The following is a 24,029-nucleotide window of genomic DNA, read 5'->3' as shown; positions in this document are numbered from 1 at the left end:
CAAGCGCTTTGCAGGATGGGACGGGGATACACTCCTGGCGCTTTGACGGTGGAGGAAATCACCACCTCCGCCGCTCGCTTCCCGTGGAGGGCGACCGATGCCACGCACCGACTCCGACGCGCGGGGCGCCCGCGCACACCGTGCCCCCGGCGAGCACCATGCCCCCGACGAGCCCCGCGAGCGCAGCGATCACGCCGAGCGCAGCGATCACGCCGAGCGCAGCGAGCACGGCGAACTGGCCGCCTACCGGCTGCGCCGCGAACGCGAGTTGAGCAGCCTGTACGCCACGGCCCGTTCGCTGGCCGTGCTCGGCGAGGTCGACGTGGTGCTCCCGGCGATCGTCAGGGAGGCGCATGAGCTGATCGGCAGCGACTTCGCCTACCTCTCGCTCCTGGACGCGGACGGCAACCTCATGCTCAGGGCGACGGCGGGCACCATCTCGCCGGAGTTCTCGTCCGCGCGGATGCCCCCGGGGGCCGGTCTGGGCGGCCGGGTGATCGAGACCAGGGCGCCCTACTGGGTCAGCGACTACCGCGCGGCCGACGGCCTCGACCACAATTCCGCCTTCGACCTCCTCGTCTCCCGCGAGGGACTCGTCGCCCTGCTCGGCGTACCGCTCCTGGTCGGCGACCGGGTGATCGGCGTCCTCTTCGCCGCCGACCGCACCGAGCGCCCCTTCGAGAAGGACGAGGTGGCCCTCCTCAGCGCCTTCGCCGACCACGCCGCCATCGCCCTGCACAACGCCCGGCTCTACGAGGAGAGCCGGGTGGCGCTGCGCCGGCTGCGGGACGCGTACCGCGTCATCGAGGACCAGGTCGCCACGATGGAACTGGCCGCGGCGGTGCACGAGGCGCTCACGCACGTGGTGCTCACCGGGGGCGGGCCCGGCGACATCGCGCAGTCGCTGGTGGACCATCTGCAGGGCGCGGTCACCATCCGGGACCGGGACGACAAGGTCGTCGCGACGCGCTGCCCCGGGACGGTGACGCCGGCCGTCGACGCGTCACTGGAGCGGGAGTTGCTGGAGGAGGCGCGACGGACCGGACGGTGCGTCCATGGCGGGAACGACGACGGTACGGTCCTCAGCGTGGCCGCCATCCAGGCCGGCGGCAGCCACCTCGGCTCCCTGTCCCTGCGGCGGCGGGCCGCCACCGAGTCGGCGGACGTACGGATGCTGGAGCGCTCCGCGCAGATCACGGGGCTGCTCGTGCTGCTGCGCGACGCCCGGGTCGAGGCGGAGGAGCGGGTACGGGGCGAACTCCTCATGGAGCTGCTGTCCCACCCCCCGCTCCACCCCGTCCACCCGGCCCTGCGCGACCGCGCGCTCGCCCGGGGCGTGGACGTCGACCGCCTGGACGTCCTCGTCGCGGCCGACTGTCCCGGACGCCCCGCCGCCGACATCGTCCGCGAACTGCACGCCGCCTCGCCCGAGTGGTCCGGGCTCGCGGGCGAATATCTGGGCCGGGCGACGATGCTGCTGCACACGGACGACCCGGACGCGGCGGCCCGCACCCTGCACCACCGGCTCCGCCGCCGCCTCGGCGCCCCCACCCTCGTCGTCGCCGACCGCGTCACCGGCCACGACCGCGCCCACTCCTTCACCCTGGCCCAGCGCTGCCTCGACGTCATGCGCTCCCTCGGCGACACCGACCGCGGCTCCACCACCCGCCACTACGCCATGTACGCCCTCGTCTTCGACCCCCGGCGCGCCCACGAACTCGAAGGCTTCATCACCGACACCCTCGGCCCCCTCCTCGACTACGACCAGCGCCGCGCCACCGGCCTCGTGACCACCGCCGCCGCCTACTTCACCCACTCAGGCAACCTCACCGCCACGGCCCGCACCCTCCACGTCCACCCGAACACCCTCCTGAAACGCCTGGACCGCATCGGGGCGGTACTGGGGCAGGACTGGCGCTCGGCGGACACGGGGCTGCGGGTGCATCTCGCGGTGCGGCTGCATCAGCTGCGGGGGGTGCTGGACGGGCCGGTGGGGGAGGGGAGCTGATCCGGCGCGAGGTGTCCTGCCCACCACGCGCGCGGGCCCTCCCCGAGACGGATCTCGGGGAGGGCCCGGGTGCGGCGGGTCGGCTTCGGGGGCGGGTCAGCCCTGGTCGCCGGCCGTCCTGGTGCCGCTGCGGCGTCGGCTCGCCGCGGGGCGGCCGGACTTCGCCGCAGGGGTGGCGCCGGTGCGGCCGGCGGGCTTCCCGCCGGTACGGCCGACGGGCTTGGCCGCGGACTTCGCGCCCGTCCTGCCGCCGCCGGTCCTGGCCGCCGTGCCGGTGCCGCCCTCGGCGCTGCCGGTGCGGCGGGACGGGCGGGCGGTCTCCTTGGCCGGGGACTGCGCGCCGGTCCGGGTGCCCCGGCTGCCGCCGGCGTTTCCGCCGCCGGCACGGGACCTGCGGGAGGGCCGGCTCTTCGGCTTCGCCGCGGGCTGCTCCGGCTGTGCCGGCTCCAGGACGACGGCCACACCCGACGGCTCGCGCGCGCCGGTGATGGCGGTCAGCTCCGGGGCCGAGGAGGTGACCCGGGTCGTACGGGGGCGGATGCCCGCCGCCGACATCAGCTGGGTGACGTCCCGCTTCTGCTCGGGCAGGACCAGGGTGACCACGCTGCCGGAGCCGCCCGCGCGGGCGGTGCGGCCACCCCGGTGCAGGTAGTCCTTGTGGTCGGTGGGGGGATCGACGTTGACGACGAGGTCGAGGTCGTCGACGTGGATGCCGCGCGCGGCCACGTTCGTCGCCACCAGCGCGGTGATCCGGCCGTCCTTGAACTGCTCCAGGGCACGGTTGCGCTGCGGCTGGCTGCGGCCGCCGTGCAGGGCGGCCGCGCGCACGCCGACGGACAGCAGCCGCTTGGCGAGACGGTCGGCCGACCGCTTGGTGTCCAGGAAGAGGATGACCCGGCCGTCACGGGCCGCGATACGGGTCGTGACCGCCTTCTTGTCGGTCTCGTCCTGGAGGTGGAGGACGTGGTGCTCCATGGTGGACACGGCGCCGGCGGACGGGTCCACCGAGTGCACGACCGGGTCGTCCAGGAAGCGCTGCACCAGCCGGTCGATGTTCCGGTCCAGGGTGGCCGAGAAGAGCATGTGCTGCCCGCCCGGGCGCACCCGCTGGATCACCCGGGTGATCTGCGGCAGGAAGCCCATGTCGGTCATCTGGTCGGCCTCGTCGAGCACCGTGATCCGGATGTCCTCCAGGACGCAGTCACCGCGTTCCACGAGGTCGTTGAGGCGGCCGGGGCAGGCCACGAGCACCTCGACACCGCGGCGCAGCGTGGCGGCCTGCTTGGTGATGGAGAGGCCGCCGACGACGGTGGCCATGCGCAGGTTGACCGCCGTCGCGTACGGGGTCAGCGCGTCCGTCACCTGCTGGGCCAGCTCACGGGTGGGCACCAGGACGAGCGCGAGGGGAGCCTTCGGCTGCGCCCGCAGCCCGGCGGTACGCGCCAGCACCGCGAGTCCGAACGCGAGGGTCTTTCCGGAACCGGTACGGCCCCGTCCCAGCAGGTCACGGCCGGCCAGCCCGTTGGGCAGCGTGGCGGCCTGGATGGGGAACGGGGTGGTCACGCCCTGCGCGGCCAGGCACTTCAGCAGTGCGGGCGGCAGCTCCATGTCGGCGAATTCCGCGACGGGCGCCAGTGCGGGCGTCCGGGTCTCGGGGAGCCGGAATTCCTGGGGCGGAGACACGGGAGAGGAGGGGGCGGCGCGGCGGGTCGGCTTCTGCGGCCTGCGGGACATGCGGTGTGTGTGCCTTCCTGGGAACAGCAAACCGGGGTTCGCACCGTGATGGTGCGAACCCCGGTGAGCGGATGACGCGTCCGGCGATCAGGCGGGGACGATGTTCTCCGCCTGCGGGCCCTTCTGGCCCTGCGTGACGTCGAAGGACACGCGCTGGCCCTCCTGGAGCTCACGGAAGCCCTGCGTCGCGATGTTCGAGTAGTGGGCGAAGACGTCGGGGCCGCCACCGTCCTGCTCGATGAAGCCGAAGCCCTTCTCAGAGTTGAACCACTTCACGGTTCCCTGAGCCATGATTTTCTCCTTCTGGTAGGCAGAGGCCCCATCCGGAGATGACCGGTAAAACAACTAATGCGCCCGAAGGATACATTCCCGTCAGGCGCACATAGGTTCATGGGTACCACAACTGCAACGCCATAAAACTAGCACACATCCGCCTCGCGCGACAGCCCAGAGCCGCTCCGACCTCGGACATCTCAGTCGAACCTGATGTGTCTGACCCCCGTCCAGGCCCGCCGCAGCCCCCCGCGCAGCGCGCCGTCCCGGGCCACCGCGAGCGGCAGCCACACGCGCGTGGCGATGTGCTCGGCGACCTCGGGAACCGTGAGCCGGTCGGTCCACACGTGCTCCGCGAACTCCTCGCCGCGCAGCCGCTCCAGACACAGGCCGAGCTTGGCGACGGCGAAACTCTCCCCGCGCAGCGCCGACTTCTCGCCCGCGAGGAACCGCACCGCACGCCCGAAACCACGCTCACGCAACCGGCGCAGCACGGTCCGGCGCTCCGCCATCAGCGCGAAGTGCCGTACGTCGTGCCCGCGTTCGCGCAGCCGCCCGACCGTCTCCCGGAAATACGCGGGCTCCACGACCGTCATCGGCACGATCACCGTCCCCTCGTACGCGCCGAGGGCGTGGTCCAGCACCTCGAACACCCCTTGCCGCCAGGCGCCGATGTCCTGGAAGTCGCCGCGCAGCGCCGGGGGTGTCATCCGGTGCAGTCCGAATCCGAGGTGTTCGGGGTCGCACACCACGCTGTCCGGCAGGCGGTGGTGAAGCTCGTGGGCGGTCTGGGTCTTGCCGCCGCCGAAGGGGCCGTTGAGCCAGAGGAGCATGGGGTTGAGCCTATGGGGTGGGAGGCCGCTGTCCGGTGGTGAGCAGGTTCCAGGCGAGGGTGCGCAGTTCGTGGTCGGGGCGGCCCGGCGGCTCGAACAGGGGGTCGCTGATCAGGCGGACCGGGGAGAAGGCGAGGCCGCGCAGGACGGGGCGTATCTCCTCGGGGACCTCGCCGAGGGCGGTGAGCGCGCGCAGGGCACGGACGCCGGCCGGGGTGGGGCCGGCCAGTGCGGTGATGACGGGCAGCGCGCGGTCCGGCGAGCCGGAGATCCGGAGGTGGGCCTCGGCGGCCGCCATCCGCGTCCCGTCGTGGCCGGCGGCCGGCAGGGGTTCCACGAGAGGGAGCAGCGGCGCGGCCGCCGTGCCGAGGGGTTCGGTGGCGTCCAGCAGCCGGTGGACCGGTTCCCCGGACGAGAGCAGCTCAGCGAACACGCCCAGCGCCAGGCCGGGTTCGCCGGTGAGCCGGTGGTGGGCCGCGGCGGCGGCCGCCCTCGTCAGGTCGTCACCGTCGCGTACGGCCTCGCGCAGCAGCGCGACGAGCCGCGGTGTCGGGACGGCGTGGAGTCCGAGCAGGCGGGCGGCCGCGTGTGCGGCACGTCCGGTACGGAGACAGTCGAGCAGCTCGGGCCCGGCCTGCGCGGCGGCGGGACCGAAGGACTCCAGGGCGTCGATCAGGGTGACGCAGGTGAACACCGTCTCGGCGGCGGCCAGTTGCGCTCTGAGTGCCGGTATCAGCCGGCCGGCCGCCTCGGGGAAGGACGTGGCCGCCGACGCGAGCGCGTCCGCCTCGGGGGTACGGAGCACGAGCTCCAGGGCGCGGGGGTCGCGGGCCCGCACCAGGGCCAGGAGGGCGGGCCGGGCGATCTCCGGGTCCCCGGCGCGGGCGTGGGCGTACAGGGTGTCCAGGAGGGCGGGGTCCGGCTCGGGGAGCCGGTCGATCCAGTCACCGATCACGGACAGGCCGTGGGCGAGCGCGCGGGTCTCCTTGCGGTGGGGCAGCGAGGCGTGCAGCAGGCCGAGCACCTCGGGTTCGCGGTCGCGCCATGTCGTGATGACCCGCTGGGCGAGCCAGGAGCCGCACGAGCCGGTATCTCCGTCCGTGATCCAGCGGGCCGCCACCGTGAGAGCGGCATCGGGATCACGCGCGAGCAGCCGGGTCAGCTGCTCGTCGGGGGTGGGGCGGCCCGGCCACGGGAAGGCGTCCGGGGCGGTGGCGGCGCGGTCCCGCGCGAAGATCTCCACCAGCCCGGCCGCGTACGGCGGCCCGGACCGTTCGGCGGCCAGCACGGCGGCCGCCAGCCGGCATGCGGGCAACTCGCTGTCCAGCGGCAGCAGTTCGCGGCCGAGGAGGTTCAGGACGACCAGCGCGTCCGCCCGGACCGAGGGCACCGGGTCGCCGGCGTACAGCGCCTCCACCCGGGTGGTCACGGTGGCACGCGCCTCGGGCGGCAGCAGCGCGGCCACGGCCGCGATCACGCGGAGCGCGGCGCGCCGTACCGCGCGCTCGCCGTCCGCGAGACAGGGGACCAGCTCCGGGAGGACCCGGCACACTTCCGTGCGCGCCGCCGCGGCCGGGCTGCCGGGCGCCCCCGGTGACGCGGGCCGTTCCGGGGGGTGGCCGGCGAGGGAGGCCAGCAGCATCAGCAGGTGGTCGCGCCGGGCGGACGCGTGGTGCACGGCGTGGGTCAGGAAGGGGACGGCGGGCGCGGCCGCCGGGGAGACCGTGCCCTGGTGGCAGATGGTGCCGAACAGCTCGCCGATCGTCTCGTCGGCCTCCTGCGCGTCGTGCCGGTAGAGCGCCAGGAGGAGATCGGGTACGTCGTCGGCGGTGCCGTACGCGTGCGTGAGCTCGTGCCACGGGACCTGGTCCAGCTCGGCCGGTGATCTCATCTCCGCGCTCCTCGTGTCCGCCCGCGACGCGGGTGATCGTCGCGTCGTCCCGACGGTATCGGCCGCCTCTGACAATGGGGCCGGGGCGAGGGATCGGGCCTGGTCAGAGCGTTGTCCGCGCCGGTTCCCGGGGGCTCGGCTCCGGTGCCGCGGCCGACGGGTTCTCCTCGGCCGACAGGCTCTCCTCCAGGTCGTCCAGCGCCCGGCGGGCCGTCGCGATGCGGTCGAGGAGTTCGGTCCGGGCGGGGGCGGCGGCGGGGGCGGCGGCGGACGGCTGTGCGGGCCCGGGGGCGGCGGGTGGCTGCGCGTCGCCGGGGGCGGCGGGCGGCTCCGGCCGGGCCTGTTCCATCTCGCGGGCCTCTTCGAGCGAGGTCAGGACGACCCCGATCAGCACGTTGACCAGGACGAACGAGGCGAGCAGCACATACGAGGCGTAGTAGAGGAGGCTCCAGCGGGAGATCTCCAGGCCCGCGTGGACGGCGTCGCCGATGCCGTCCAGGGTCATCAGCAGGAACAGGGTGAGGACGGCGCGCCCGATCGAGCCGTAGTGCCCGGGATCGGCGCGGGCGAAGAAGACCCAGCCGACCATCGCGTACACGTACAGCAGCAGTGCGCCGACCAGCAGGAAGCTCACCGTGCCGGGCAGGCTGCGGGCGACCGCGACCAGCACGATGCGCAGCTGGGGCAGGAAGCGGGCGGTGCGCAGGACACGGGCCAGGCGCAGCAGCCGCAGGATGGTGGTGTTCTCGCGGACGACCGGCAGGAAGGCGCTGAGGACGACGGCCAGGTCGAAGAGGTTCCACGGATCGCGGAAGAAGCCGCGGGGACGGTCGGCGTGGGCGCCCAGGCGCAGCAGGATCTCCACCGTGAACCCGGCCACGCACGCGCGCTCGGCCAGTCGTAACGCGCCGTGCCACTCGCCGGCCAGACCGGGATAGGTCTCCGCGCCGAGCAGCCCCGCGTTGGTCAGGATCAGCCCGACCACGGTGACCGCGAACCAGCGCGCCTCGGTGACGCCGCGACACCATGAGGCGAGGGAGACCCGGGCGGCCGGCCGGATCGAGGGGGTGGTGCCGGTCACTGCTCTGTTCCTCCGTGCGACGCGATGCCTGCCCCGCCCCCCTTCCGGCGGTCCGGAGCGGACGGCGGGCTTGTTGAGCGATCATGCTCTACGCAAGACTTCTACAGCAATGTAGACATGAAGGGTGAGCCGGGTGTCCGCCACCCGCCCGAAGGGAGTGGAAACGATGTTCGGCCTGAGTGAACTGGCCCTGGTTCTCCTTGTGCTGGCAGTGGTCCTCGGCATCAAAAAGCTGCCGGAGCTGACCCGCGCCACGGGAAAGGCGGTCCGGATCTTCAAGAGCGAGGCCCGCGCCCTCAAGGCGCAGGACGCCGCGCCGGGACCCGCCGCCGGCGATGTCGTGGAGGGGAAGATCGTCGGGCGCGGCGACGGGCCACGGCCCTGAGCGCCGGCCGCCCCGCACCTCTGTCATGCCCGGGACCCGGCGGCGCGGTCCGGCTTCCGTCGTGTCCGGCGGCCGGACGGCGGCGACAGCGGCGGCCCGGTGGGGGCGGAAGGGAGCGGGCGTGAACGACGAGCGGCGTCCCCGGCGGCGGGGACAGGGCGAGCTGGAGGGGCTGGTGCTCTCGGCCCTGCGCGAGGCGCGCGCCCCCGCGTCGGCGGGCTGGGTGCAGGAACGCCTGGGCGACGACCTCGCCTACACGACCGTGATCACCATCCTGACCCGGCTGCTGGCCAAGGGCGCGGTCACCCGTGAGCGCGCGGGCCGCTCCTTCGTCTGGACGCCGGTCTCGGACCAGGCGGGCCTCGCCGCGCACCGGATGCGCAAGGTGCTGGACGGTGAGAGCGACCGGGAGGCCGTGCTGTCCCGCTTCGTCACCTCCCTGGAGCCCGACGACGAACGCGTACTGCGTCAACTGCTGGGCCGCCTGGGCCCGGAGGGAGAAGACTGAAGCCCCATGGGAGTGTTCGTCCTCCTGCCGCTGGTGCTGCCGCTGACGGCGTGGCCGGTGGCGCGACTGGCCGAGCAGCGGCTCCATCCGCGCACCGCCACCTGGCTGTTGACCGTGACGGCGGCGGTGCTGGGCCTGTGCAGCACGGTGTGCCTCGCCCTGCTCATGGTGGTGGGCACCGCCCAACTCCCGGGCAACCCACTGCCGGACGGCTGGTCCGACGACGAGGTCCGCGAGGCCGTGCCGTACGACGAGATCGCGGGCCAGGCCGCCATCCCCGCCCTGCTCGCCGTGGTCTCCGGCTGCGGGCGGCTGCTGTGGCGGCATCACCGGGTACGGCGACGGGCCGGGCGGAGTCTCGCCGGGCTGCCCCGGCGTACGGTCGCCGTACTGCCCGACCCCGTGCCTTACGCGTACGCCCTGCCGGAACACCGGCGAGGCCGTGGGCGCGGCCGGGTCGTGGTCTCCACCGGGATGCTGTCCCGGCTGACCTCCCCGGAGCGGCGGGCGCTGTTCGCGCACGAGCGGGCGCATCTGACGGCACGTCACCACAGGTTCCTGCTGCTCGTCCAACTCGCCGCCCGCGCCAACCCGTTCCTGCGCCCGCTGCGCACGGCGGTGTCCTACACCGTGGAGCGGTGGGCGGACGAGGAGGCGGCCGGGGTGGTGCGCAGCCGCCGTACGGTGGCGCGGGCCATCGGCAGGGCCGCGCTGATCGCGGGCACCGCACCCGGTGCCGGACCGGGGGCCGCCCTGGCCGGGTTCGCGGCTCCCGGGCCCGTCCCGCGCCGGGTGGCGGCGCTGCTGCATCCGGCGCCCACCGCGCACGCGTGGCCGTCGCTGTTCACGGCCGCGGGCGTGGCGGTGTGGACGGCCGCGGCCGGGACGGCCGTCTCCGCACTGTCCTCGGCCAATTCGGCGGTGACGCTGTTCCTCGTACTGAAGGCGGCCACCCCACTGTAGGGATGGCCGCCCGTGGCGCGCGTCGCGCCGTCAGAGGTCGGATCAGGGGTCGGATCAGAGGTCGAACTCGTGCGGCGGCAGGTCGAGGGTGTAACACGCCTCGCGCACCACGGCCTGCTCGTCCTTGTCGAAGTTGCCGTCCGCGCCGCCGATCACGATGCCGATCTGGACGACGGCACGCGCCTCGGCGGGCTTCTTCTTCGCCTTGGCGACCTCCTGGAGCACGCTGACCTTGCCGAAGTCGAAGTCGGCGGTCAGCTTGTCGAGGTTGGCCTCGAACCGGCGCTGGAGGTCCATCGCGTCGAAGTTCTGCAACACCTCGTTCCCCGCGATGAGTTGCGCCACCCGGCGCCGCTCGGAGGGGTCCACCGTGCCGTCGGCGGCGGCCACCAGCGCGCACATCGCCATCGAGGCGTCACGGAAGGCGCCGCTCTTCAGGTCGTTCTTCTTCGCCACCAGCTGCGTCTGCATGCCGGCGGCGGATTCCTTGATGCGGTCCCACAGGGCCATGAGCACTCCAGTCTCTAAGGTTTGAGGAGCCGTGCCGTGCGCGGCTCCCAAGTGTCCCCCGTCGTAAGACGCTTGTTCAGTCCTCTTCGTCGCCCTCGAAGAAGTCACCCACCTCGTCGACGACTTCGGCCGCGACCATCCCGCCCACGACACCGACGGCGAGACCCGCCGCGCCCGCCGCGATGGCGGTGCCCATGCCGGGGCCGGCGCGGTGGTGACCGCCGTCGTGCCCGTGCCCGTGCCCGTGCCCGTGCCCGTGCGCGTGCTCGTGGCCGTACGAAGGTCCGTGCCCGTACGAGGCGTCGTGGCCGTACGGGCCGGGCGTCCCGTACGACGCGTGGCGCTCGGCGAGTTGGCGGAACCAGCCGTCGACCAGGGTGTTCCAGTCCGGCCGGTCCGCGTCGCCGTGGGCGACGGTGAACCGGGCGAGCGCGTCGTGCCCGGAGGGGAGGAAGCCGCCGCGCTTGTCGGCCTCCAGGACGACCTCCATGCCGGCGGGATCGGCGAGGAAGGTCAGCTCGAACTCCCGCACCTGGTGGGCGTACTGCGGCGCCGGGGTCAGCTCGATCTCCTGGTAGAAGGGGAGTTGCTGCCCGGTGCCGCCGATGCGCCCCGACTCCAGGTCGGCCGAACGGAATCCGAAGCCCAGTTGGCCCAGCGCCTCCAGCACCGCCTCCTGGAGGGGCAGCGGACGGACCGCGAGCGGGTCGAGGTCGCCCTTGTCCCTGGCCCCGGCGACGGCCAGTTCGGTACGCACACCGAGCACGATGCCGAGCGGCTGGCCGTACAGCTCCGTGACCGGCGTCTCCCACGGCAGCGTCACACTGAACGGCACGCTGCGGTTCTCGCCCTCGCGCAGCCGGAAGCCGCCGCCCACCGTGAACCGGCCGAAGACGACCGCGCCCTCGCTCTCCCCGTGCTCGTGCTCGGCCTCGACACGGGCCACGAGCTCCAGGGTGATGTGGTCGATGTCGAAGTCGGCCTGCCCGCCCCGGAGATGGACCTGCCCCGACAGCGCGCCGCCGGGCAGCGCGGGGCCGGGGTCCAGCACCGTGTCCACGGTGGGCCCTCCCACACCGAGCGAACCGAGCAGCTTCTTGAACACCATCCGGCGTTCACTCCTTTACGTGCGCGTCACCGGCGGAACGGCGGTGACCACCGTTTTTTCTACAAGCTTGTAGAAGCATAGCGCCGGATACGGACCCGGAGGCGAGGAACACGGTCTCAGGGCAGCATGTCCTCGATGAGATCGGCGGCGCGCCGGGTGCCGCCCTCGGACCGCGCCTCGGCACTCAACCGCGCCGAACGACGGGCGACTTCGGGATCGGCGACCAGTTCGAGCAGTGCCGCCCGCAGCCGCTCACCGGTGGCCTCGGCGGTGTCGATGCGACGTGCCACGCCCAGCTCCACGAGCCGGTCGGCGTTCATGAACTGTTCGGCGCCCTGCGGTACGGCGATCATCGGAACGCCCGCCAGCAGCCCCTCGCCGCAGCCGCCCATGCCGGCGTGCGTGACGAAGGCGTCCGCCTGCTCCAGGATCGCCCGCTGCGGCACCCAGGAGTGCACCTCGACGTTGGAGGGGAGGGTGCCCAGTTCGGCCGGGTCGGTGTACTTGCCGATCTGGAGGACGATGTGCCAGCCGGGCAACTCGCCGTAGGCGGCCAGGCATTGGCGGTAGAACTCGGGCCGGCGGGTGAAGGCCGAGCCGAGCGAGACCAGCAGCACGTTCTCGGCGTCTGCGGGGCGGGCCCAGCCGTCGGAGCCCGCCGTGTCCGCCGCGCCCACCATGCCCGCTGTGTCCCCCGTGCCCGCGCTCAGGTCGAAGCAGGGCCCGACGAACGTCACGGCCTCGGTGTCGACCCGCTCGGCGTGCGGCTGCATCGCCCGGGAGATCAGCGCGAGGGCCCGCTCCGGCCGGCCGGAGAAGGTGTCCACGTCGGTCGTGGACGCCCCGCAGCCGGCGAGCCACCGCGCGAACCGTGCCTGGTAGGCATCGGCGCCCGGCAACTGCCGGAGCTGCGAGGCGACTTCCTCCTCGTAGCCGTCCCAGGCCACGAAGGTGGGGGAGAGCTGGAGGAGAGGCCGGCCCTGCGACTCCGCGAGGGCGCGTGCCGCGTAGGCGCCGATGTCGTAGAGATAGAGGTCGGCCGGGTCCGGGTCGTAGGCGGCGCGGAGTTGGGGGAGTGCCTGGATCGCGTCGTCCAGGAAGAGGCTCATCGCGCCGATGGCGTCCTCGGGCCACTCGTTGTCGGCGACCGGCAACGTCGAAGCGCAGGGCACGAGTTCGGCGCCGGTGGGGGTGATCAGACCGGCCGCGGACGGGTCGTTGGCGTAGGTCACCCGGTGGCCGCGGGCCACCAGTTCACGGATGATCTCAAGGCTCGGCAGGACATGGCTGACGGCGGGGATGCCGACCATCGCGATGTGGGCACGGCGACGGGGCGCGGAAGGCGCGGGGAACATGGAAGTTCACTCATTTCTACGAGGGGGGAGGACGCGGCGAGCCGGTGTGCGGGCCTCGGTGAGGGTGCACACGGGGACATGCCGGGGGTGGGCCGGGGCGCTGCCCCGAACCGCTCAGCCGTAGATCTGAGGACGCATGTCCGCGACCCTAGCTGCCCGGGTGTCGCCGGGCACCTCGATTTCCGAGGGGTTCCGACGGCTCCTGAGGGCGTTCCGCGTGCGCCGTACGGAACCCTCGTGCAACACCCTGTTCGCCGGAATCCCCGTGAGCTACCGTCGGTAACACCTGTCGCCAGCGCTCGCCGTCCTTCCCCAGGCCGCGCCGACCGCGTTCCACCATGCCCTCCCGCGCCGTCAGCACCCCCCTGACGAAAGGCAGCCATGGACCACCCCACCGCTCCCGTCGATCCCACCAGCTCCACGAGCCCCACCAGCCCCACCAGTTCCACCGACCCCGGCGGGATCACCCGTCGCCGCGCCCTCACCGTCACCGGCGGAGTGCTCGCGGGCGCCGCGCTGGTCTCGCACGCGTTCCCCGCCTTCGCCGCCGAGTCGCAGGACGCGGACGCGATCGTCGTCGGACACGGGCTCGCCGGACTCGTCGCGACGGCCGAACTCGCCGCCGCCGGACGCAAGGTGCTGCTCCTCGACCAGGAACCCGAGGCGAGCATCGGCGGCCAGGCGTTCTGGTCGTTCGGCGGACTGTTCTTCGTGAACTCCGACGAACAAAGGCTCATGGGCGTCAAGGACACCCACGACCTGGCCTGGCAGGACTGGCTCGGCAGCGCGGGCTTCGACCGGGACGTGGACGACCCCAAGGGGCAGGACCACTGGGCCTACAAGTGGGCCGAGGCGTATGTGGACTTCGCGTCCGGCGAGAAGCGGTCGTGGCTGTCCGGGCTCGGCGTGCAGTGGTTCCCGATCGTCGGCTGGGCCGAGCGCGGCGGCGGACTCGCGGACGGGCACGGCAACTCGGTGCCCCGCTTCCATGTCACCTGGGGAACGGGCCCGGCCGTCGTCGAGCCGTTCGAGAAGAAGGTGCGGGCGGCGGTCGCGGCCGGGAAGGTCACCTTCAAGTTCAGACACAGAGTCGACGGCATCGTCACCACCGGCGGCACGGTCACCGGAGTGCGCGGCGCGGTCCTGGAACCCAGCAGCGCGGCCCGGGGCACGCCCAGCTCCCGCACCGTCGTCGGCGACTTCGAACTGCGCGCCCCGGTCGTGGTCGTCACCTCCGGCGGCATCGGCGCCAACCACGACCTCGTGCGCCAGAACTGGCCCACACGGCTCGGCACCCCACCGAAATTCATGGTCACTGGTGTGCCCGCACATGTGGACGGGCGGATGCTCGCCATCACCGAGCGCGCGGGCGGCCGTATCGTCAACCCGGACCGCATGTGGCACTACACCGAGGGGCTGCGCAACTACGCCCCCATCTGGCCCGGTCATGGCATCCGCATCCTCCCGGGGCCGTCCTCCATGTGGTTCGACGCCACAGGCCGCCGCTTCGGCGCGCCCGACATCCCCGGCTACGACACCCTGCACACCCTCGGGTCGATCACCGCGAGCGGGTACGACTACTCGTGGTTCGTCACCACACAGAAGATCATCGCCAAGGAGTTCGCGCTGTCCGGCTCCGAGCAGAACCCGGACCTCACCAACAAGAACGTCTGGCAGCTGCTCTCCCGGATCTGGCAGACCCCGGAGCCGATCGAGAAGTTCAAGAAGAACGGCGCGGACTTCGTGGTCGCGACCAGCCTCTCGGAACTGGTCGCGGGCATGAACAAGCTCACCGGCGACAACCTGATCGACCTCGCGGACCTGAAACGGCAGATCGAGGCCCGCGACCGCGAGATCGACAACCCGTACACCAAGGACACCCAGGTCATGGGCATCCGCAATGCCCTCACCTACATCGGCGACTCGCTCAGCCGCACCGCCTCCGCGCACAGGATCCTCGACCCCTCCGCCGGGCCGCTGATCGCCGTGCGGCTCAACATCCTCACCCGCAAGACCCTCGGCGGACTCCAGACCGACCTGTCCGGGCGGGTGCTGAACGCCTCAGGCGAACCGGTCCCCGGGCTGTACGCGGCCGGCGAGGTCGCGGGCTTCGGCGGCGGCGGGGTGCACGGCTACCGCTCCCTGGAGGGCACCTTCCTCGGCGGCTGCCTCTTCTCCGGCCGCCAGGCGGGACGCGCGGCGGCCGCGGCGACGGCGACCTGAGGGAGGTCTTGCAGAGGCGCATCGGCCGAGGTCGGAGGGGTCGGCCGAGGCCGAAAGGCCGTATCGGACCGGCCGGGCGCCGGACCGGCGGCCGACGAGCCGGGTAAACATCTGCCGGTGTCAACGCCCCGTAAGCGTGGTTTTTGCGTGATCATGCTGACGGGGCGGGACAAGAAGCGGCGATTTGGCGACGACTCGGGGCATCACCGACCATTGTCCTCGGTCCCGCGCTCCGAGGACGTCAGTCCCCTGGGTCCGCTCCGTGAGCCCGGTCGCCACCCGTCCCCGCTCCGGTCACGGCCGGTTCCCCGAGAGGTAACACCCCGCCATGCACGTCACCGGGACCGTCCCGCCGCCGGCTCCGGCGGCCGACCCTGCCGGAGCCCCCGCCGGAGCCCTTGCCGACGCCCCGGCCGGGGAACCGGGCGGCGGCGCGAGCAAGCACGCCCGCCGCTTCGGGCTCCCCGTCGCCACCGCCCTGGTCATGGGCAACATCATCGGCGGCGGCATCTTCCTGCTCCCCGCCTCCGTCGCCCCCTACGGCACGGTCAGCCTGGTCGCCCTCGGCGTCCTGACCGTCGGCGCCATCGCGCTCGCCCTGGTCTTCGGCCGCCTCGCCGAGCGCGACCCGCGCACCGGCGGCCCCTACGTCTACGCCCGCGAGGCGTTCGGCGACTTCGCGGGCTTCCTCGCGGCCTGGGCGTACTGGATCACCACCTGGGTGTCCAACGCCGCGCTCGCCGTCGCCGCCGTCGGCTACCTCGACGTACTGATCCCGGTCAGCCACCACCGCTGGACCGCGTGCCTGGCCGCCCTGGTCATCCAGTGGCTCCCGGCCCTCGCCAACTTCGCGGGCACCCGCTGGGTCGGCGCCGTACAGCTCGTCTCCACCGTGCTGAAGTTCCTCCCGCTGCTGCTCGTCGCGGTCGGCGGACTGTTCTTCTTCGACCCCTCCAAGCTCGGCTCGTTCAACGCGGGCGGCGGCAGCGCGATCGGCGCCGTCTCTGCCTCCGCGGCCCTGCTGCTCTACTCCTACCTGGGCGTCGAGTCCGCCGCCGTCAGCGCCGGCGAGGTCCGCGACGCCCGCCGCAACGTGGGCCGCGCCACCGTCATCGGCACCGTCGGCGCCGCGCTGGTCTACCTCCTCGGCACGGTGTCCGTCTTCGGCACCGTCTCCCACAGCCACCTGGTGAAGTCGACCGCGCCGTTCTCCGACGCCGTGAACGCGATGTTCGGCGGCACCTGGGGCGGCTGGGCCGTGGCCCTCGCCGCGCTGGTCTCGATGACCGGCTGCCTCAACGGCTGGACCCTGCTCAGCGCGCAGACCCCGTACGCCGCCGCCCGCGACGGCCTCTTCCCGGCCGCCTTCACCCGGCGCCGCCGGGGCGTGCCGACCGTCGGCGTCGGCGTGACCGTCGTCCTCTCCTCGCTGCTCACCGTCTACAACTTCATGGCGGGCTCCGCGCACGTCTTCGAGGTCCTGGTCCTGGTCACCACCTTCACCGCGACCGTGCCGTACCTCCTGGCCACGGCCGCGCAGCTCTACCACCTGGCCTCCGGGCGCCACGAGGCCGTCGACAAGCGCCGGCTGATCCGCGACGCGGTGATCGCCTCGGTGGCCGCCGGATTCTCGATCTGGCTCGTCGCGGGCGCGGGCTACGCGGCGGTCTACCAGGGCGTGCTGTTCCTCTTCGTCGGCATCCTCGTCTACGCCGTGATGGCGGGACGGCGGCGTCGGGCCGAGGTCTGATTCGTATTTCGCAGGAGAGCCCGGTGGTCCTGGAAGGGACCGCCGGGCTCTGTCGTACCGGCGCACCGCACTCGCCGTACAAACGCACCGCCCCCGCCGTACCGGCGAACTGCACAACCGGAGCGCCTCCCACCACTAGTGCCGGTGATCTTCCGCTGCGTAGCGTGGCACCCCGGACCACGGGGCCCACGGGGCGGAAGGCGGACAGCGAGATGCAGCCGACGGTCGTACTGCTCCACGGAGCCTTCGCCAACTCCTTCTCCTTCGCGCCGCTCCAGGCCGAGCTGGGCCTGCTCGGGCACCGCTCGGTCGCCGTCGACCTGCCGGGACACGGCTTCGGCGCGACGTACCCGCGCGCCTACCAGGCCCCGCAGGACCCCGAAGGGCTCGCCACCACGCCCGGCGCGCTCAAGGGCGTGAGCCACGCGGACAACATCGCCCACCTGACCGCGGTCCTGGAGCGGGCCAGGGCGAACGGTCCCGTCGTGCTCGTGGCGCACAGCCGGGGCGGCGTCGTCGCCACCGCCGTGGCCAACACCCGGCCCGACCTGATCGACCGCCTCGTCTACGTCGCCGCCTGGTGCCCGGTCGGCCTGGAGGTCGCCGCCTACTACGCCGAGCCCGAGATGGCCACGGTCGATCCCGACATGCTCGGCCTCGTCCTGGCCGGGAACCCGGCCGAGCTGGGCCTGATCCGCGGCAACTTCCGCACCGCCGACGACCGCGCCCTCGCCGGGCTCAGGGCCGCCTTCCTCGCGGACGGCACCGACGACGAGCTGCTGGCGTTCCTCGCCACGCTCCAGCCCGACGAGAGCCTCGACGCGGGCGGCCCGGACGACCGGGCACGCGCCGCGACCTGGGGCCGTGTCCCGAGGACGTACATCCGCCTCACCGGCGACGCGAGCCTGCCGCTCGCCCTCCAGGACCGCCTGATCCGCGAGGGCGACGCGCTCGTCCCGGACAACCCCTTCGACGTACGCACCCTCGACAGCGGCCATTTGCTGTGGATGGTCCGTCCGGAACCGGCGGCCCGTCTGCTCGCGGAGATCGCCGGGGCGACGGTGTCGAACCCGTAAATGTCCTTACAAAGTATTGACAGTGGCCCGCGCAGGGACTTGTATCGCGGCCGACGCAACAGCAGTTCCCCTCCGTAGCACAGTGAGGTGCAGGAAAGATGGACCGCTCTTCTCGCTCGCGTTCGCGCGGACTGGCCCAGGTCGTCGCGGTGGCCGCCGCGGCCGCCCTCACCCTCGCCGGCTGCTCCAGCAGCTCGGGCGGGAAGAAGGCCGAAGGGGGAGGGACGGGCACCTCGGCGGGCAAGGCCGACACCCCCCGTATGAAGGTCGCGCTCATCACCCACCAGGGCCCTGGCGACACCTTCTGGGACATCGTCCGCAAGGGCGCCGAGGCCGCAGCCGCCAAGGACAACATCGAGCTGAGCTACTCCGCCGACCCCAGCGCGGGCACCCAGGCCAACTACGTGCAGAGCGCCGTCGACCGCAAGGTGGACGGCATCGCGGTCACCCTGGCCAAGCCCGGCGCCATGAAGGACGTCATAGCCAAGGCGAACGCGGCCAAGATCCCCGTCGTCGGCCTCAACTCCGGGCTCGCCGACTGGAAGAAGCTCGGCCTTCTGCAGTTCTTCGGCCAGGACGAGTCGGTCGCGGGCGAGGCCCTCGGCAAGAAGCTGAACGAGGTCGGCGCCAAGAACGCCGTCTGCGTGATCCACGAGCAGGGCAACGTCGGCCTCACCCAGCGCTGCGACGGCGTGAAGAAGACCTTCTCCGGCAAGCTCCAGACGCTGTACGTGACCGGCACCGACATGCCGTCCGTGAAGTCGACGATCACCGCCAAGCTCAAGCAGGACAAGTCCCTCGACTACATCGTCACCCTCGGCGCCCCCTTCGCGCTGACCGCCGTGCAGTCCGCCGCCGACGCGGGCAGCAAGGCCAAGATCGCCACCTTCGACCTCAACAAGGACCTGACCGGCGCCATCAAGAAGGGCACCATCCAGTTCGCCGTCGACCAGCAGCCGTACCTCCAGGGCTATCTGGCCGTCGACTCCCTGTGGCTGTACAAGAACAACGGCAACTACAGCGGCGGCGGTGAGCAGCCCGTGCTGACCGGGCCGGCCTTCGTGGACAAGTCCAACGTGGACCGGGTCGCGGCGTTCGCGGCGAAGGGGACGCGGTGAGCCGCGAGGGGCAGCCGGTGAGTGCCGAGGGGCAGCTGGTGAGCGCTGAGGCGCAGGTGGGTCCGGCGGCCGCGCCGCCGGCTCCCGGCCCCGCCCCGGCGGACGGCCGCGGCGCCCGGCGCCCCCTGGCGCTCAGGCTGCTCGCCCGCCCCGAGACGGGGGTCTTCCTCGGTGCCGCCGCCGTCTTCGTGTTCTTCCTGATCGCCGCGCCCTCGCTGCGCCAGGGCGACTCGATGGCCACGGTCCTCTACCAGTGCTCGACCATCGGCATCATGGCCCTCCCGGTCGCGCTCCTCATGATCGGTGGGGAGTTCGACCTCTCGTCCGGCGTCGCGGTGATCACCTCCGCGCTCACCGCGAGCATGATCAGCTACCAGCTGACCGTGAACGTGTGGACCGGGGTGCTCGTCTCCCTCGTCCTCTCCCTCGCGATCGGCGCCTTCAACGGCTGGATGGTGGTCAGGACCAAGCTGCCCAGCTTCCTCGTCACCCTCGGCACCTTCCTGATCCTCCAGGGCGTCAACCTGGCGGTGACAAAGCTGGTCACCGGGAACGTCGCGACCGACGACGTCAGCGACATGGAGGGCTTCTCCCAGGCCAAGGCGGTCTTCGCGTCCTCCGTCGGCATCGGCGGGGTCCAGGTGAAGATCACCGTCTTCTACTGGCTGGCGTTCGCCGCGCTGGCCACCTGGGTGCTGCTGCGCACCAGGTACGGCAACTGGATCTTCGCCGTCGGCGGCAGCCAGGAGAGCGCCCGCGCGGTGGGCGTACGGGTCGACTTCACCAAGATCACGCTGTTCATGCTGGTGGGCTTCGGTGCCTGGTTCACCGGGATGCACAACCTGTTCTCCTTCAACACCGTGCAGTCCGGCGAGGGCGTCGGCCAGGAGCTGATCTACATCGCGGCGGCGGTCATCGGCGGCTGTCTGCTCACCGGCGGCTCCGGCTCCGCGATCGGGCCCGTCTTCGGCGCGTTCATGTTCGGCATGGTCAACCAGGGCATCGTCTTCGCCGGCTGGAACCCCGACTGGTTCAAGGCCTTCCTCGGCGTGATGCTGCTCGGCGCCGTCCTGATCAATCTGTGGGTCCAGCGCACGGCGACGCGGAGGTGAAGACGATGACCGGTCAAGACACCGCCCCGCTGGTGGAGTTGCGCGACACGGGAAAGTCGTACGGCAATGTACGCGCCCTGCACGGAGTGGACCTGACGGTCGAGGCGGGCCGGGTCACCTGCGTCCTCGGCGACAACGGCGCGGGCAAGTCCACCCTGATCAAGATCATCTCGGGGCTGCACCGGCACTCCGAGGGTGAATTCCTCGTGGACGGCGAGCCGGTGCGCTTCGACAGCCCGCGCGACGCCCTCGCCCGGGGCATCGCCGCCGTCTACCAGGACCTCGCCACCGTCCCCCTCATGCCGGTCTGGCGTAACTTCTTCCTCGGCTCCGAACTCACCCAGGGGCCCTGGCCGTTGCGGCGCCTGGACATCGCCCGCATGAAGGAGACCGCCGACCGCGAACTGCGCGCCATGGGCATCGCCCTGGACGACCTGGAACAGCCCATCGGCACGCTCTCCGGCGGCCAGCGCCAGTGCGTGGCGATCGCCCGCGCGGTCCACTTCGGCGCCCGCGTGCTCATCCTGGACGAGCCGACCGCCGCGCTCGGCGTCAAGCAGTCCGGTGTGGTGCTGAAGTACATCGCCGCCGCCCGTGAACGGGGGCTCGGCGTCATCTTCATCACCCACAATCCGCACCACGCCTATATGGTCGGCGACCACTTCAGCGTGCTGCGCCTCGGCACGCTCGAACTGAGCGCGGCGCGCGGGGACATCACGCTGGAGGACCTCACCAACCACATGGCGGGCGGCGCGGAACTCGCCGCGCTGCGGCATGAGCTGGCGCAGGTGCGAGGGGTCGATGTGGAGGGGCTGCCCGTGGGGGACGGGGCGGTGCCGTCGGCCGGGGCGCCGGAGCGGTCCGGGTCCTCGGAGGTGGATGCCTGAGCGGGTGATGCCCGGGCGGCCCCGCGTGGGGTTGCCCGGGCATCGTCGCGTTCTCCGGAAACGGAGGGGTGCGGCCGGGAACTGCCGGGCGCGGGTGGGCGTTATGACCGGTGACAGCGCTGTGACCGATGGCAGGGGACGCCCGCGAGGGCGGAGGACGGGAGGACGGCATGACGCACCGCACCACACGGCTCCGGCGCACACCCCATGACACCACCTCGGCGGAGGCGGAGGCGGAGCGCCGCCACGACCGCTTCGGCGCGCTGCCCGAGCGGATACGCCCCGAGGACACGGTCGAGACCAGGCCCGCGACCGCGCCGGACCCGGCGCGCGACCGCTACCACGCCGACGAGTGGCTGGTGCGTTACTGCGGCTGAGCCGCCTCGATCCGTACGGCACCGTGCGCGATCAGGCTCTCCGCGCAGTCCAGCACGGCCTGCGCGGCGGGCCGGGGCTGCCAGCCGAGCAGCCGGTGGGCCTTCTCGGTGGAGTGCCGGTTGCGGCGGCCGAGCGCGGGCGTGATCTCGCGCAGCGTGGGGTCGCCGAACCGGGCGGCGAGGCGTACGGCGAAGTCGGGCAGCCTACGGGCCGGCACCCGCCCCGCCCAGGGGCTGCCGAGCCCGTCCCGCAGCACGCGTGCCATGTCCGCCATCCACAGGAACTCGCCGGTCGCGAGGAAGCGCTGGCCCGCGGCGGCCGGCGCGGTCATGGCCCGCAGATGGACGTCGACCAGGTCGCGCACGTCCACGATCTCCAGCCCGATCCTGGGCACGCCGGGCATCTTCCCGGAGAGCATCCGGGCGATGATGCCGACGGAACCCTGGGCGTCCGCGGTGAGGACGGGGCCGAAGACGGCACCGGGCAGCACGGTGGTCAGCTCGGTCGGGCCGTCGTGGCCGGCCATGAAGTCCCAGGCCGCCCGCTCGGCCAGGGTCTTGGCGCGCCGGTAGGGGATGAGCGAGGGGTCGTCGGGGTCGGTCCAGAGCGTCTCGTCGGTGACGCCGTCGGTGGCGTACGAGGAGGGGCTCGCGGCGTTCGCGGCGGAGGTCATCACGACGCGGGCGACCCCGGCCCGGGTCGCGGCGCGCAGCACCCGCAGCGTGCCGTCGCGGGCCGGGGTGACGAGGTCACCCGACTCCGTGGCGCCCAGCGGCGAGGCCACGTGCAGGACGCGGTCGACACCGGCCATCGCCTCGTCCCAGCCCGCGTCGGCGGTGAGATCGGCGACGGCGAAGCTCAGCCGGCCGGTGTCGCCGGGGCGGACCTCGGGGGCGACCGCGTCGACGACGGCCTGTTCGCGGCCGGGGGTACGGATCGTGGCGCGTACGGAGTGGCCACGGCGGAGCAGTTCGGCGACGCACCAGCCGGCGATGTAGCCGGTGCCGCCGGTGACCAGGACGAGTTCGGGCATGACTGTCCTCACGGAGGAAAGGGGTGTGCGGGAAGAGGGGGCGCGGGAAAGGGGTGTGCCAGAATGACAGAAAACGGAGGGCCCTCCGGCTCTGTCTCCCAACGTACCGGAGGCCCCTCCGCTTAGCAATCCGAGACCGGACGGAAACCGCATCCGTGAACGCGCAGCCCGCCAAGCCCACCCGGAAAGACGCCCGCGACAACCGCGCGCGCATCCTCGCCGTAGCCCGCGAGGAGATCGCCGCGTCGCCCGCCGCCTCCCTCACGGCCATCGCCAGGAAGGCGGGCGTCGGCATCGGCACGCTCTACCGGCACTTCCCGACCCGGGAGGCGCTGATCATGGAGCTGTACCGCAACGACCTCCAGCACCTCATCGACCTCGCCCCCCAACTGCGCGACACCCACCCGCCGTTGACCGCCCTGCGCCTGTGGTTCGCGGAGGTCGCGCGCTACGGCCGCCTCAAGTTCGGCGTGGCCGAGGTCATCCACGCGGCGACGGGCGCGGGCCGCGAGGACGAGTTCTACGACCCCTTCCTGGGGGCGATCGGCGTACTCCTGGACGCGGGCGCGGCGGACGGCTCCCTCAAGTCCGGGGTCGACCCGGAGGACGTCCTGCTCCAGCTCAGCGTGCTGTGGCGCATCGACCCGGCGCGGGACGGGGAGGCGCGGGCGGAACGGATCCTGGGCCTGATCGTGGACGGCCTGCGGGCCTGAACGGACGCCCTGGAAGGGCGAGTTCTACGGCGCCGTAAGCGCTCAGACCGCCGTACGGACCTCGTCGAGCGTCACCGGCCGGTGCTCGCGCAGCGAGAGCGTGCACGCCTCGGCGATCCAGCCCGCCTCCAGGGCGTCGGCGATCGTGCAGGGGGAGGGGCGGGTGCCCGCCACGACCTCGGTGAACGCGGTGAGTTCGGCGCGGTAGGCGGCGGCGAAGCGGTCCATGAAGAAGCCGTGCGGAGTGCCTTCGGGGAAGGTGACGCCCGGTTCGGCCGAGCGGATCGGCAACTTGTCGTCCAGACCGACCGCGAGGGAGTCGGTGAAGCCGTGCAGCTCCATCCGTACGTCGTAACCGCGCGCGTTGTGACGGGAGTTGGAGACCGTCACGAGCGTGCCGTCGTCCAGGGTGAGGACCGCGCCCGTGGTGTCGGCGTCGCCGGCCTCGCGGATGTAGCCGGCGCCCCGGTTGCCGCCCACCGCGTAGACCTCGGCCACCTCGCGTCCGGTCACCCAGCGCAGGATGTCGAAGTCGTGCACGGAACAGTCCCGGAAGATGCCGCCGGAACCGGCGATGTACGCGGCGGGCGGCGGCGCCGGGTCCAGCCCCACACACCGGACGGTGTGCAACGCGCCCAGCTCGCCCGCGCGCACGGCGTCCCGCGCGGCGGCGTACCCCGCGTCGAACCTGCGCTGGTAGCCGATCTGGACCGGCACCCCGCCCTCGCGCACGTCCCCCAGCACCCCGACACCCTCCGCCATGGTGCGGGCCACCGGCTTCTCGCAGAACACCGGCACCCCCGCCGCCACTCCGGCCCGGATCAGCTCGGGGTGCGCGTCCGTGGCCGCCGCGATCACCAGCCCGTCCACCCCGGCGGCGAGCAGCGCCTCCGGCGAGTCCGCCACCCGCGCCCCGAACCGCTCGGCGGCCGCCTTGGCCGCGTCGGCCACCGGGTCCGCGACGACCAGCGACTCGACGGCGTCCAGCGCGGAGAGGGTCTCGGCGTGAAAGGCGCCGATGCGGCCGAGGCCGAGGATTCCGATGCGCATGTGCGGGGCTGCTCCTCTTCTGTGTGCGGTTGTTCCATGT

The 24,029-nt window shown here is 72.6% G+C and carries 22 protein-coding genes; 12 read left to right on the top strand and 10 right to left on the bottom strand.

Going from position 1 to position 24,029, the window contains the following annotated elements; all coding sequences use genetic code 11:
- Positions 1-97 precede the first annotated feature (97 nt).
- Entirely contained in the window at positions 98-2,008 is a 1,911-nt protein-coding gene (locus AB0898_RS16125) for a GAF domain-containing protein (RefSeq protein WP_366803554.1), read from the top strand.
- 96 nt (positions 2,009-2,104) lie between these two features.
- Here AB0898_RS16125 and AB0898_RS16120 read toward each other — a convergent pair whose 3' ends face one another.
- From AB0898_RS16120 to AB0898_RS16100, 5 genes are all read right to left on the bottom strand, one after another.
- The gene (locus tag AB0898_RS16120; RefSeq protein ID WP_366803553.1) at positions 2,105-3,742 is read right to left on the bottom strand and encodes a DEAD/DEAH box helicase; all 1,638 of its coding nucleotides are present in this window, start codon (positions 3,740-3,742) and stop codon (positions 2,105-2,107) included.
- A gap of 87 nt (positions 3,743-3,829) precedes the next feature.
- On the bottom strand, positions 3,830-4,033 hold the full coding sequence (locus tag AB0898_RS16115; protein WP_007502648.1) for a cold-shock protein: 204 nt from the start codon (positions 4,031-4,033) through the stop codon (positions 3,830-3,832).
- Positions 4,034-4,215: 182 nt separating this feature from the next.
- Positions 4,216-4,848: an AAA family ATPase gene (locus tag AB0898_RS16110; protein WP_366803552.1), complete on the bottom strand. Its 633-nt coding sequence runs from the start codon at positions 4,846-4,848 to the stop codon at positions 4,216-4,218.
- Positions 4,849-4,858: 10 nt separating this feature from the next.
- Positions 4,859-6,739 carry a hypothetical protein gene (locus AB0898_RS16105; RefSeq protein ID WP_366803551.1) on the bottom strand — a complete coding sequence of 627 codons (1,881 nt, stop codon included), beginning with the start codon at positions 6,737-6,739 and terminating at the stop codon, positions 4,859-4,861.
- A gap of 103 nt (positions 6,740-6,842) precedes the next feature.
- Entirely contained in the window at positions 6,843-7,820 is a 978-nt protein-coding gene (locus AB0898_RS16100) for an ion transporter (protein WP_366803550.1), read from the bottom strand.
- A gap of 166 nt (positions 7,821-7,986) precedes the next feature.
- Here AB0898_RS16100 and AB0898_RS16095 point away from each other — a divergent pair, with 166 nt between their 5' ends.
- The 3 genes from AB0898_RS16095 to AB0898_RS16085 all read left to right on the top strand — a co-directional run bounded on the left by AB0898_RS16095 (position 7,987) and on the right by AB0898_RS16085 (position 9,676).
- Complete coding sequence (locus AB0898_RS16095) at positions 7,987-8,205, top strand: twin-arginine translocase TatA/TatE family subunit (protein WP_366803549.1); 219 nt, start codon at positions 7,987-7,989, stop codon at positions 8,203-8,205.
- Between the two features lie 121 nt (positions 8,206-8,326).
- Entirely contained in the window at positions 8,327-8,713 is a 387-nt protein-coding gene (locus AB0898_RS16090) for a BlaI/MecI/CopY family transcriptional regulator (RefSeq protein ID WP_366803548.1), read from the top strand.
- 6 nt (positions 8,714-8,719) lie between these two features.
- Positions 8,720-9,676, top strand: a complete 957-nt coding sequence (locus tag AB0898_RS16085; protein WP_366803547.1) for a M56 family metallopeptidase — start codon at positions 8,720-8,722, stop codon at positions 9,674-9,676.
- A 54-nt stretch (positions 9,677-9,730) separates the two neighbouring features.
- Here the strand turns inward: AB0898_RS16085 and AB0898_RS16080 are convergent, their stop codons facing one another.
- From AB0898_RS16080 to AB0898_RS16070, 3 genes are all read right to left on the bottom strand, one after another.
- Positions 9,731-10,186 (bottom strand): TerB family tellurite resistance protein, encoded by a 456-nt coding sequence (locus AB0898_RS16080; RefSeq protein ID WP_366803546.1) that lies wholly within the window; start codon positions 10,184-10,186, stop codon positions 9,731-9,733.
- Between the two features lie 76 nt (positions 10,187-10,262).
- Positions 10,263-11,294: a sporulation protein gene (locus AB0898_RS16075; protein WP_366803545.1), complete on the bottom strand. Its 1,032-nt coding sequence runs from the start codon at positions 11,292-11,294 to the stop codon at positions 10,263-10,265.
- Between the two features lie 116 nt (positions 11,295-11,410).
- Positions 11,411-12,649, bottom strand: a complete 1,239-nt coding sequence (locus AB0898_RS16070) for a macrolide family glycosyltransferase (RefSeq protein WP_366803544.1) — start codon at positions 12,647-12,649, stop codon at positions 11,411-11,413.
- Positions 12,650-13,030: 381 nt separating this feature from the next.
- Between AB0898_RS16070 and AB0898_RS16065 the strand changes: the two genes are divergently transcribed.
- From AB0898_RS16065 to AB0898_RS16035, 7 genes are all read left to right on the top strand, one after another.
- Positions 13,031-14,872, top strand: a complete 1,842-nt coding sequence (locus AB0898_RS16065; protein ID WP_366803543.1) for an FAD-binding dehydrogenase — start codon at positions 13,031-13,033, stop codon at positions 14,870-14,872.
- 328 nt (positions 14,873-15,200) lie between these two features.
- The gene (locus tag AB0898_RS16060) at positions 15,201-16,622 is read left to right on the top strand and encodes an amino acid permease (protein WP_366803542.1); all 1,422 of its coding nucleotides are present in this window, start codon (positions 15,201-15,203) and stop codon (positions 16,620-16,622) included.
- Between the two features lie 212 nt (positions 16,623-16,834).
- Positions 16,835-17,698, top strand: a complete 864-nt coding sequence (locus AB0898_RS16055) for an alpha/beta hydrolase (RefSeq protein ID WP_366803670.1) — start codon at positions 16,835-16,837, stop codon at positions 17,696-17,698.
- A gap of 98 nt (positions 17,699-17,796) precedes the next feature.
- Positions 17,797-18,816, top strand: coding sequence for a sugar ABC transporter substrate-binding protein (locus AB0898_RS16050; protein WP_366803541.1), 1,020 nt, complete (start codon positions 17,797-17,799; stop codon positions 18,814-18,816).
- A 38-nt stretch (positions 18,817-18,854) separates the two neighbouring features.
- Positions 18,855-19,928: an ABC transporter permease gene (locus AB0898_RS16045; RefSeq protein ID WP_366803669.1), complete on the top strand. Its 1,074-nt coding sequence runs from the start codon at positions 18,855-18,857 to the stop codon at positions 19,926-19,928.
- Positions 19,929-19,933: 5 nt separating this feature from the next.
- Positions 19,934-20,815, top strand: a complete 882-nt coding sequence (locus AB0898_RS16040; RefSeq protein ID WP_366803540.1) for an ATP-binding cassette domain-containing protein — start codon at positions 19,934-19,936, stop codon at positions 20,813-20,815.
- A gap of 170 nt (positions 20,816-20,985) precedes the next feature.
- Complete coding sequence (locus tag AB0898_RS16035) at positions 20,986-21,192, top strand: hypothetical protein (RefSeq protein ID WP_366803539.1); 207 nt, start codon at positions 20,986-20,988, stop codon at positions 21,190-21,192.
- On the opposite strand, the gene AB0898_RS16030 is transcribed toward AB0898_RS16035, so the two are convergent.
- Positions 21,180-22,226: an NAD-dependent epimerase/dehydratase family protein gene (locus AB0898_RS16030; RefSeq protein WP_366803537.1), complete on the bottom strand. Its 1,047-nt coding sequence runs from the start codon at positions 22,224-22,226 to the stop codon at positions 21,180-21,182. The two genes, AB0898_RS16035 and AB0898_RS16030, sit on opposite strands and share 13 nt — an antisense overlap.
- Positions 22,227-22,381: 155 nt before the next feature.
- On the opposite strand from AB0898_RS16030, the gene AB0898_RS16025 reads away from it, so the two are divergent.
- The gene (locus AB0898_RS16025; RefSeq protein WP_366803535.1) at positions 22,382-22,939 is read left to right on the top strand and encodes a TetR/AcrR family transcriptional regulator; all 558 of its coding nucleotides are present in this window, start codon (positions 22,382-22,384) and stop codon (positions 22,937-22,939) included.
- A 42-nt stretch (positions 22,940-22,981) separates the two neighbouring features.
- On the opposite strand, the gene AB0898_RS16020 is transcribed toward AB0898_RS16025, so the two are convergent.
- The gene (locus tag AB0898_RS16020; protein WP_366803534.1) at positions 22,982-23,989 is read right to left on the bottom strand and encodes a Gfo/Idh/MocA family oxidoreductase; all 1,008 of its coding nucleotides are present in this window, start codon (positions 23,987-23,989) and stop codon (positions 22,982-22,984) included.
- Positions 23,990-24,029: the final 40 nt, after the last annotated feature.

Origin of the sequence: Streptomyces sp. NPDC005435 (genome assembly GCF_040703155.1) — a bacterium.
Classification (GTDB): domain Bacteria; phylum Actinomycetota; class Actinomycetes; order Streptomycetales; family Streptomycetaceae; genus Streptomyces.
This window is presented reverse-complemented; position numbering and strand designations above follow the sequence as displayed.

What these genes read in the sequence shown, in the direction of transcription:
- AB0898_RS16125 (WP_366803554.1), top strand. Translation starts at nt 98, where the DNA reads ATGCCACGCACCGACTCCGACGCGCGGGGCGCCCGCGCACACCGTGCC.
- AB0898_RS16120 (WP_366803553.1), bottom strand. Translation starts at nt 3,742, where the DNA reads ATGTCCCGCAGGCCGCAGAAGCCGACCCGCCGCGCCGCCCCCTCCTCT.
- AB0898_RS16115 (WP_007502648.1), bottom strand. Translation starts at nt 4,033, where the DNA reads ATGGCTCAGGGAACCGTGAAGTGGTTCAACTCTGAGAAGGGCTTCGGC.
- AB0898_RS16110 (WP_366803552.1), bottom strand. Translation starts at nt 4,848, where the DNA reads ATGCTCCTCTGGCTCAACGGCCCCTTCGGCGGCGGCAAGACCCAGACC.
- AB0898_RS16105 (WP_366803551.1), bottom strand. Translation starts at nt 6,739, where the DNA reads ATGAGATCACCGGCCGAGCTGGACCAGGTCCCGTGGCACGAGCTCACG.
- AB0898_RS16095 (WP_366803549.1), top strand. Translation starts at nt 7,987, where the DNA reads ATGTTCGGCCTGAGTGAACTGGCCCTGGTTCTCCTTGTGCTGGCAGTG.
- AB0898_RS16085 (WP_366803547.1), top strand. Translation starts at nt 8,720, where the DNA reads ATGGGAGTGTTCGTCCTCCTGCCGCTGGTGCTGCCGCTGACGGCGTGG.
- AB0898_RS16080 (WP_366803546.1), bottom strand. Translation starts at nt 10,186, where the DNA reads ATGGCCCTGTGGGACCGCATCAAGGAATCCGCCGCCGGCATGCAGACG.
- AB0898_RS16075 (WP_366803545.1), bottom strand. Translation starts at nt 11,294, where the DNA reads ATGGTGTTCAAGAAGCTGCTCGGTTCGCTCGGTGTGGGAGGGCCCACC.
- AB0898_RS16070 (WP_366803544.1), bottom strand. Translation starts at nt 12,649, where the DNA reads ATGTTCCCCGCGCCTTCCGCGCCCCGTCGCCGTGCCCACATCGCGATG.
- AB0898_RS16065 (WP_366803543.1), top strand. Translation starts at nt 13,031, where the DNA reads ATGGACCACCCCACCGCTCCCGTCGATCCCACCAGCTCCACGAGCCCC.
- AB0898_RS16060 (WP_366803542.1), top strand. Translation starts at nt 15,201, where the DNA reads ATGCACGTCACCGGGACCGTCCCGCCGCCGGCTCCGGCGGCCGACCCT.
- AB0898_RS16055 (WP_366803670.1), top strand. Translation starts at nt 16,835, where the DNA reads ATGCAGCCGACGGTCGTACTGCTCCACGGAGCCTTCGCCAACTCCTTC.
- AB0898_RS16050 (WP_366803541.1), top strand. Translation starts at nt 17,797, where the DNA reads ATGGACCGCTCTTCTCGCTCGCGTTCGCGCGGACTGGCCCAGGTCGTC.
- AB0898_RS16040 (WP_366803540.1), top strand. Translation starts at nt 19,934, where the DNA reads ATGACCGGTCAAGACACCGCCCCGCTGGTGGAGTTGCGCGACACGGGA.
- AB0898_RS16035 (WP_366803539.1), top strand. Translation starts at nt 20,986, where the DNA reads ATGACGCACCGCACCACACGGCTCCGGCGCACACCCCATGACACCACC.
- AB0898_RS16030 (WP_366803537.1), bottom strand. Translation starts at nt 22,226, where the DNA reads ATGCCCGAACTCGTCCTGGTCACCGGCGGCACCGGCTACATCGCCGGC.
- AB0898_RS16020 (WP_366803534.1), bottom strand. Translation starts at nt 23,989, where the DNA reads ATGCGCATCGGAATCCTCGGCCTCGGCCGCATCGGCGCCTTTCACGCC.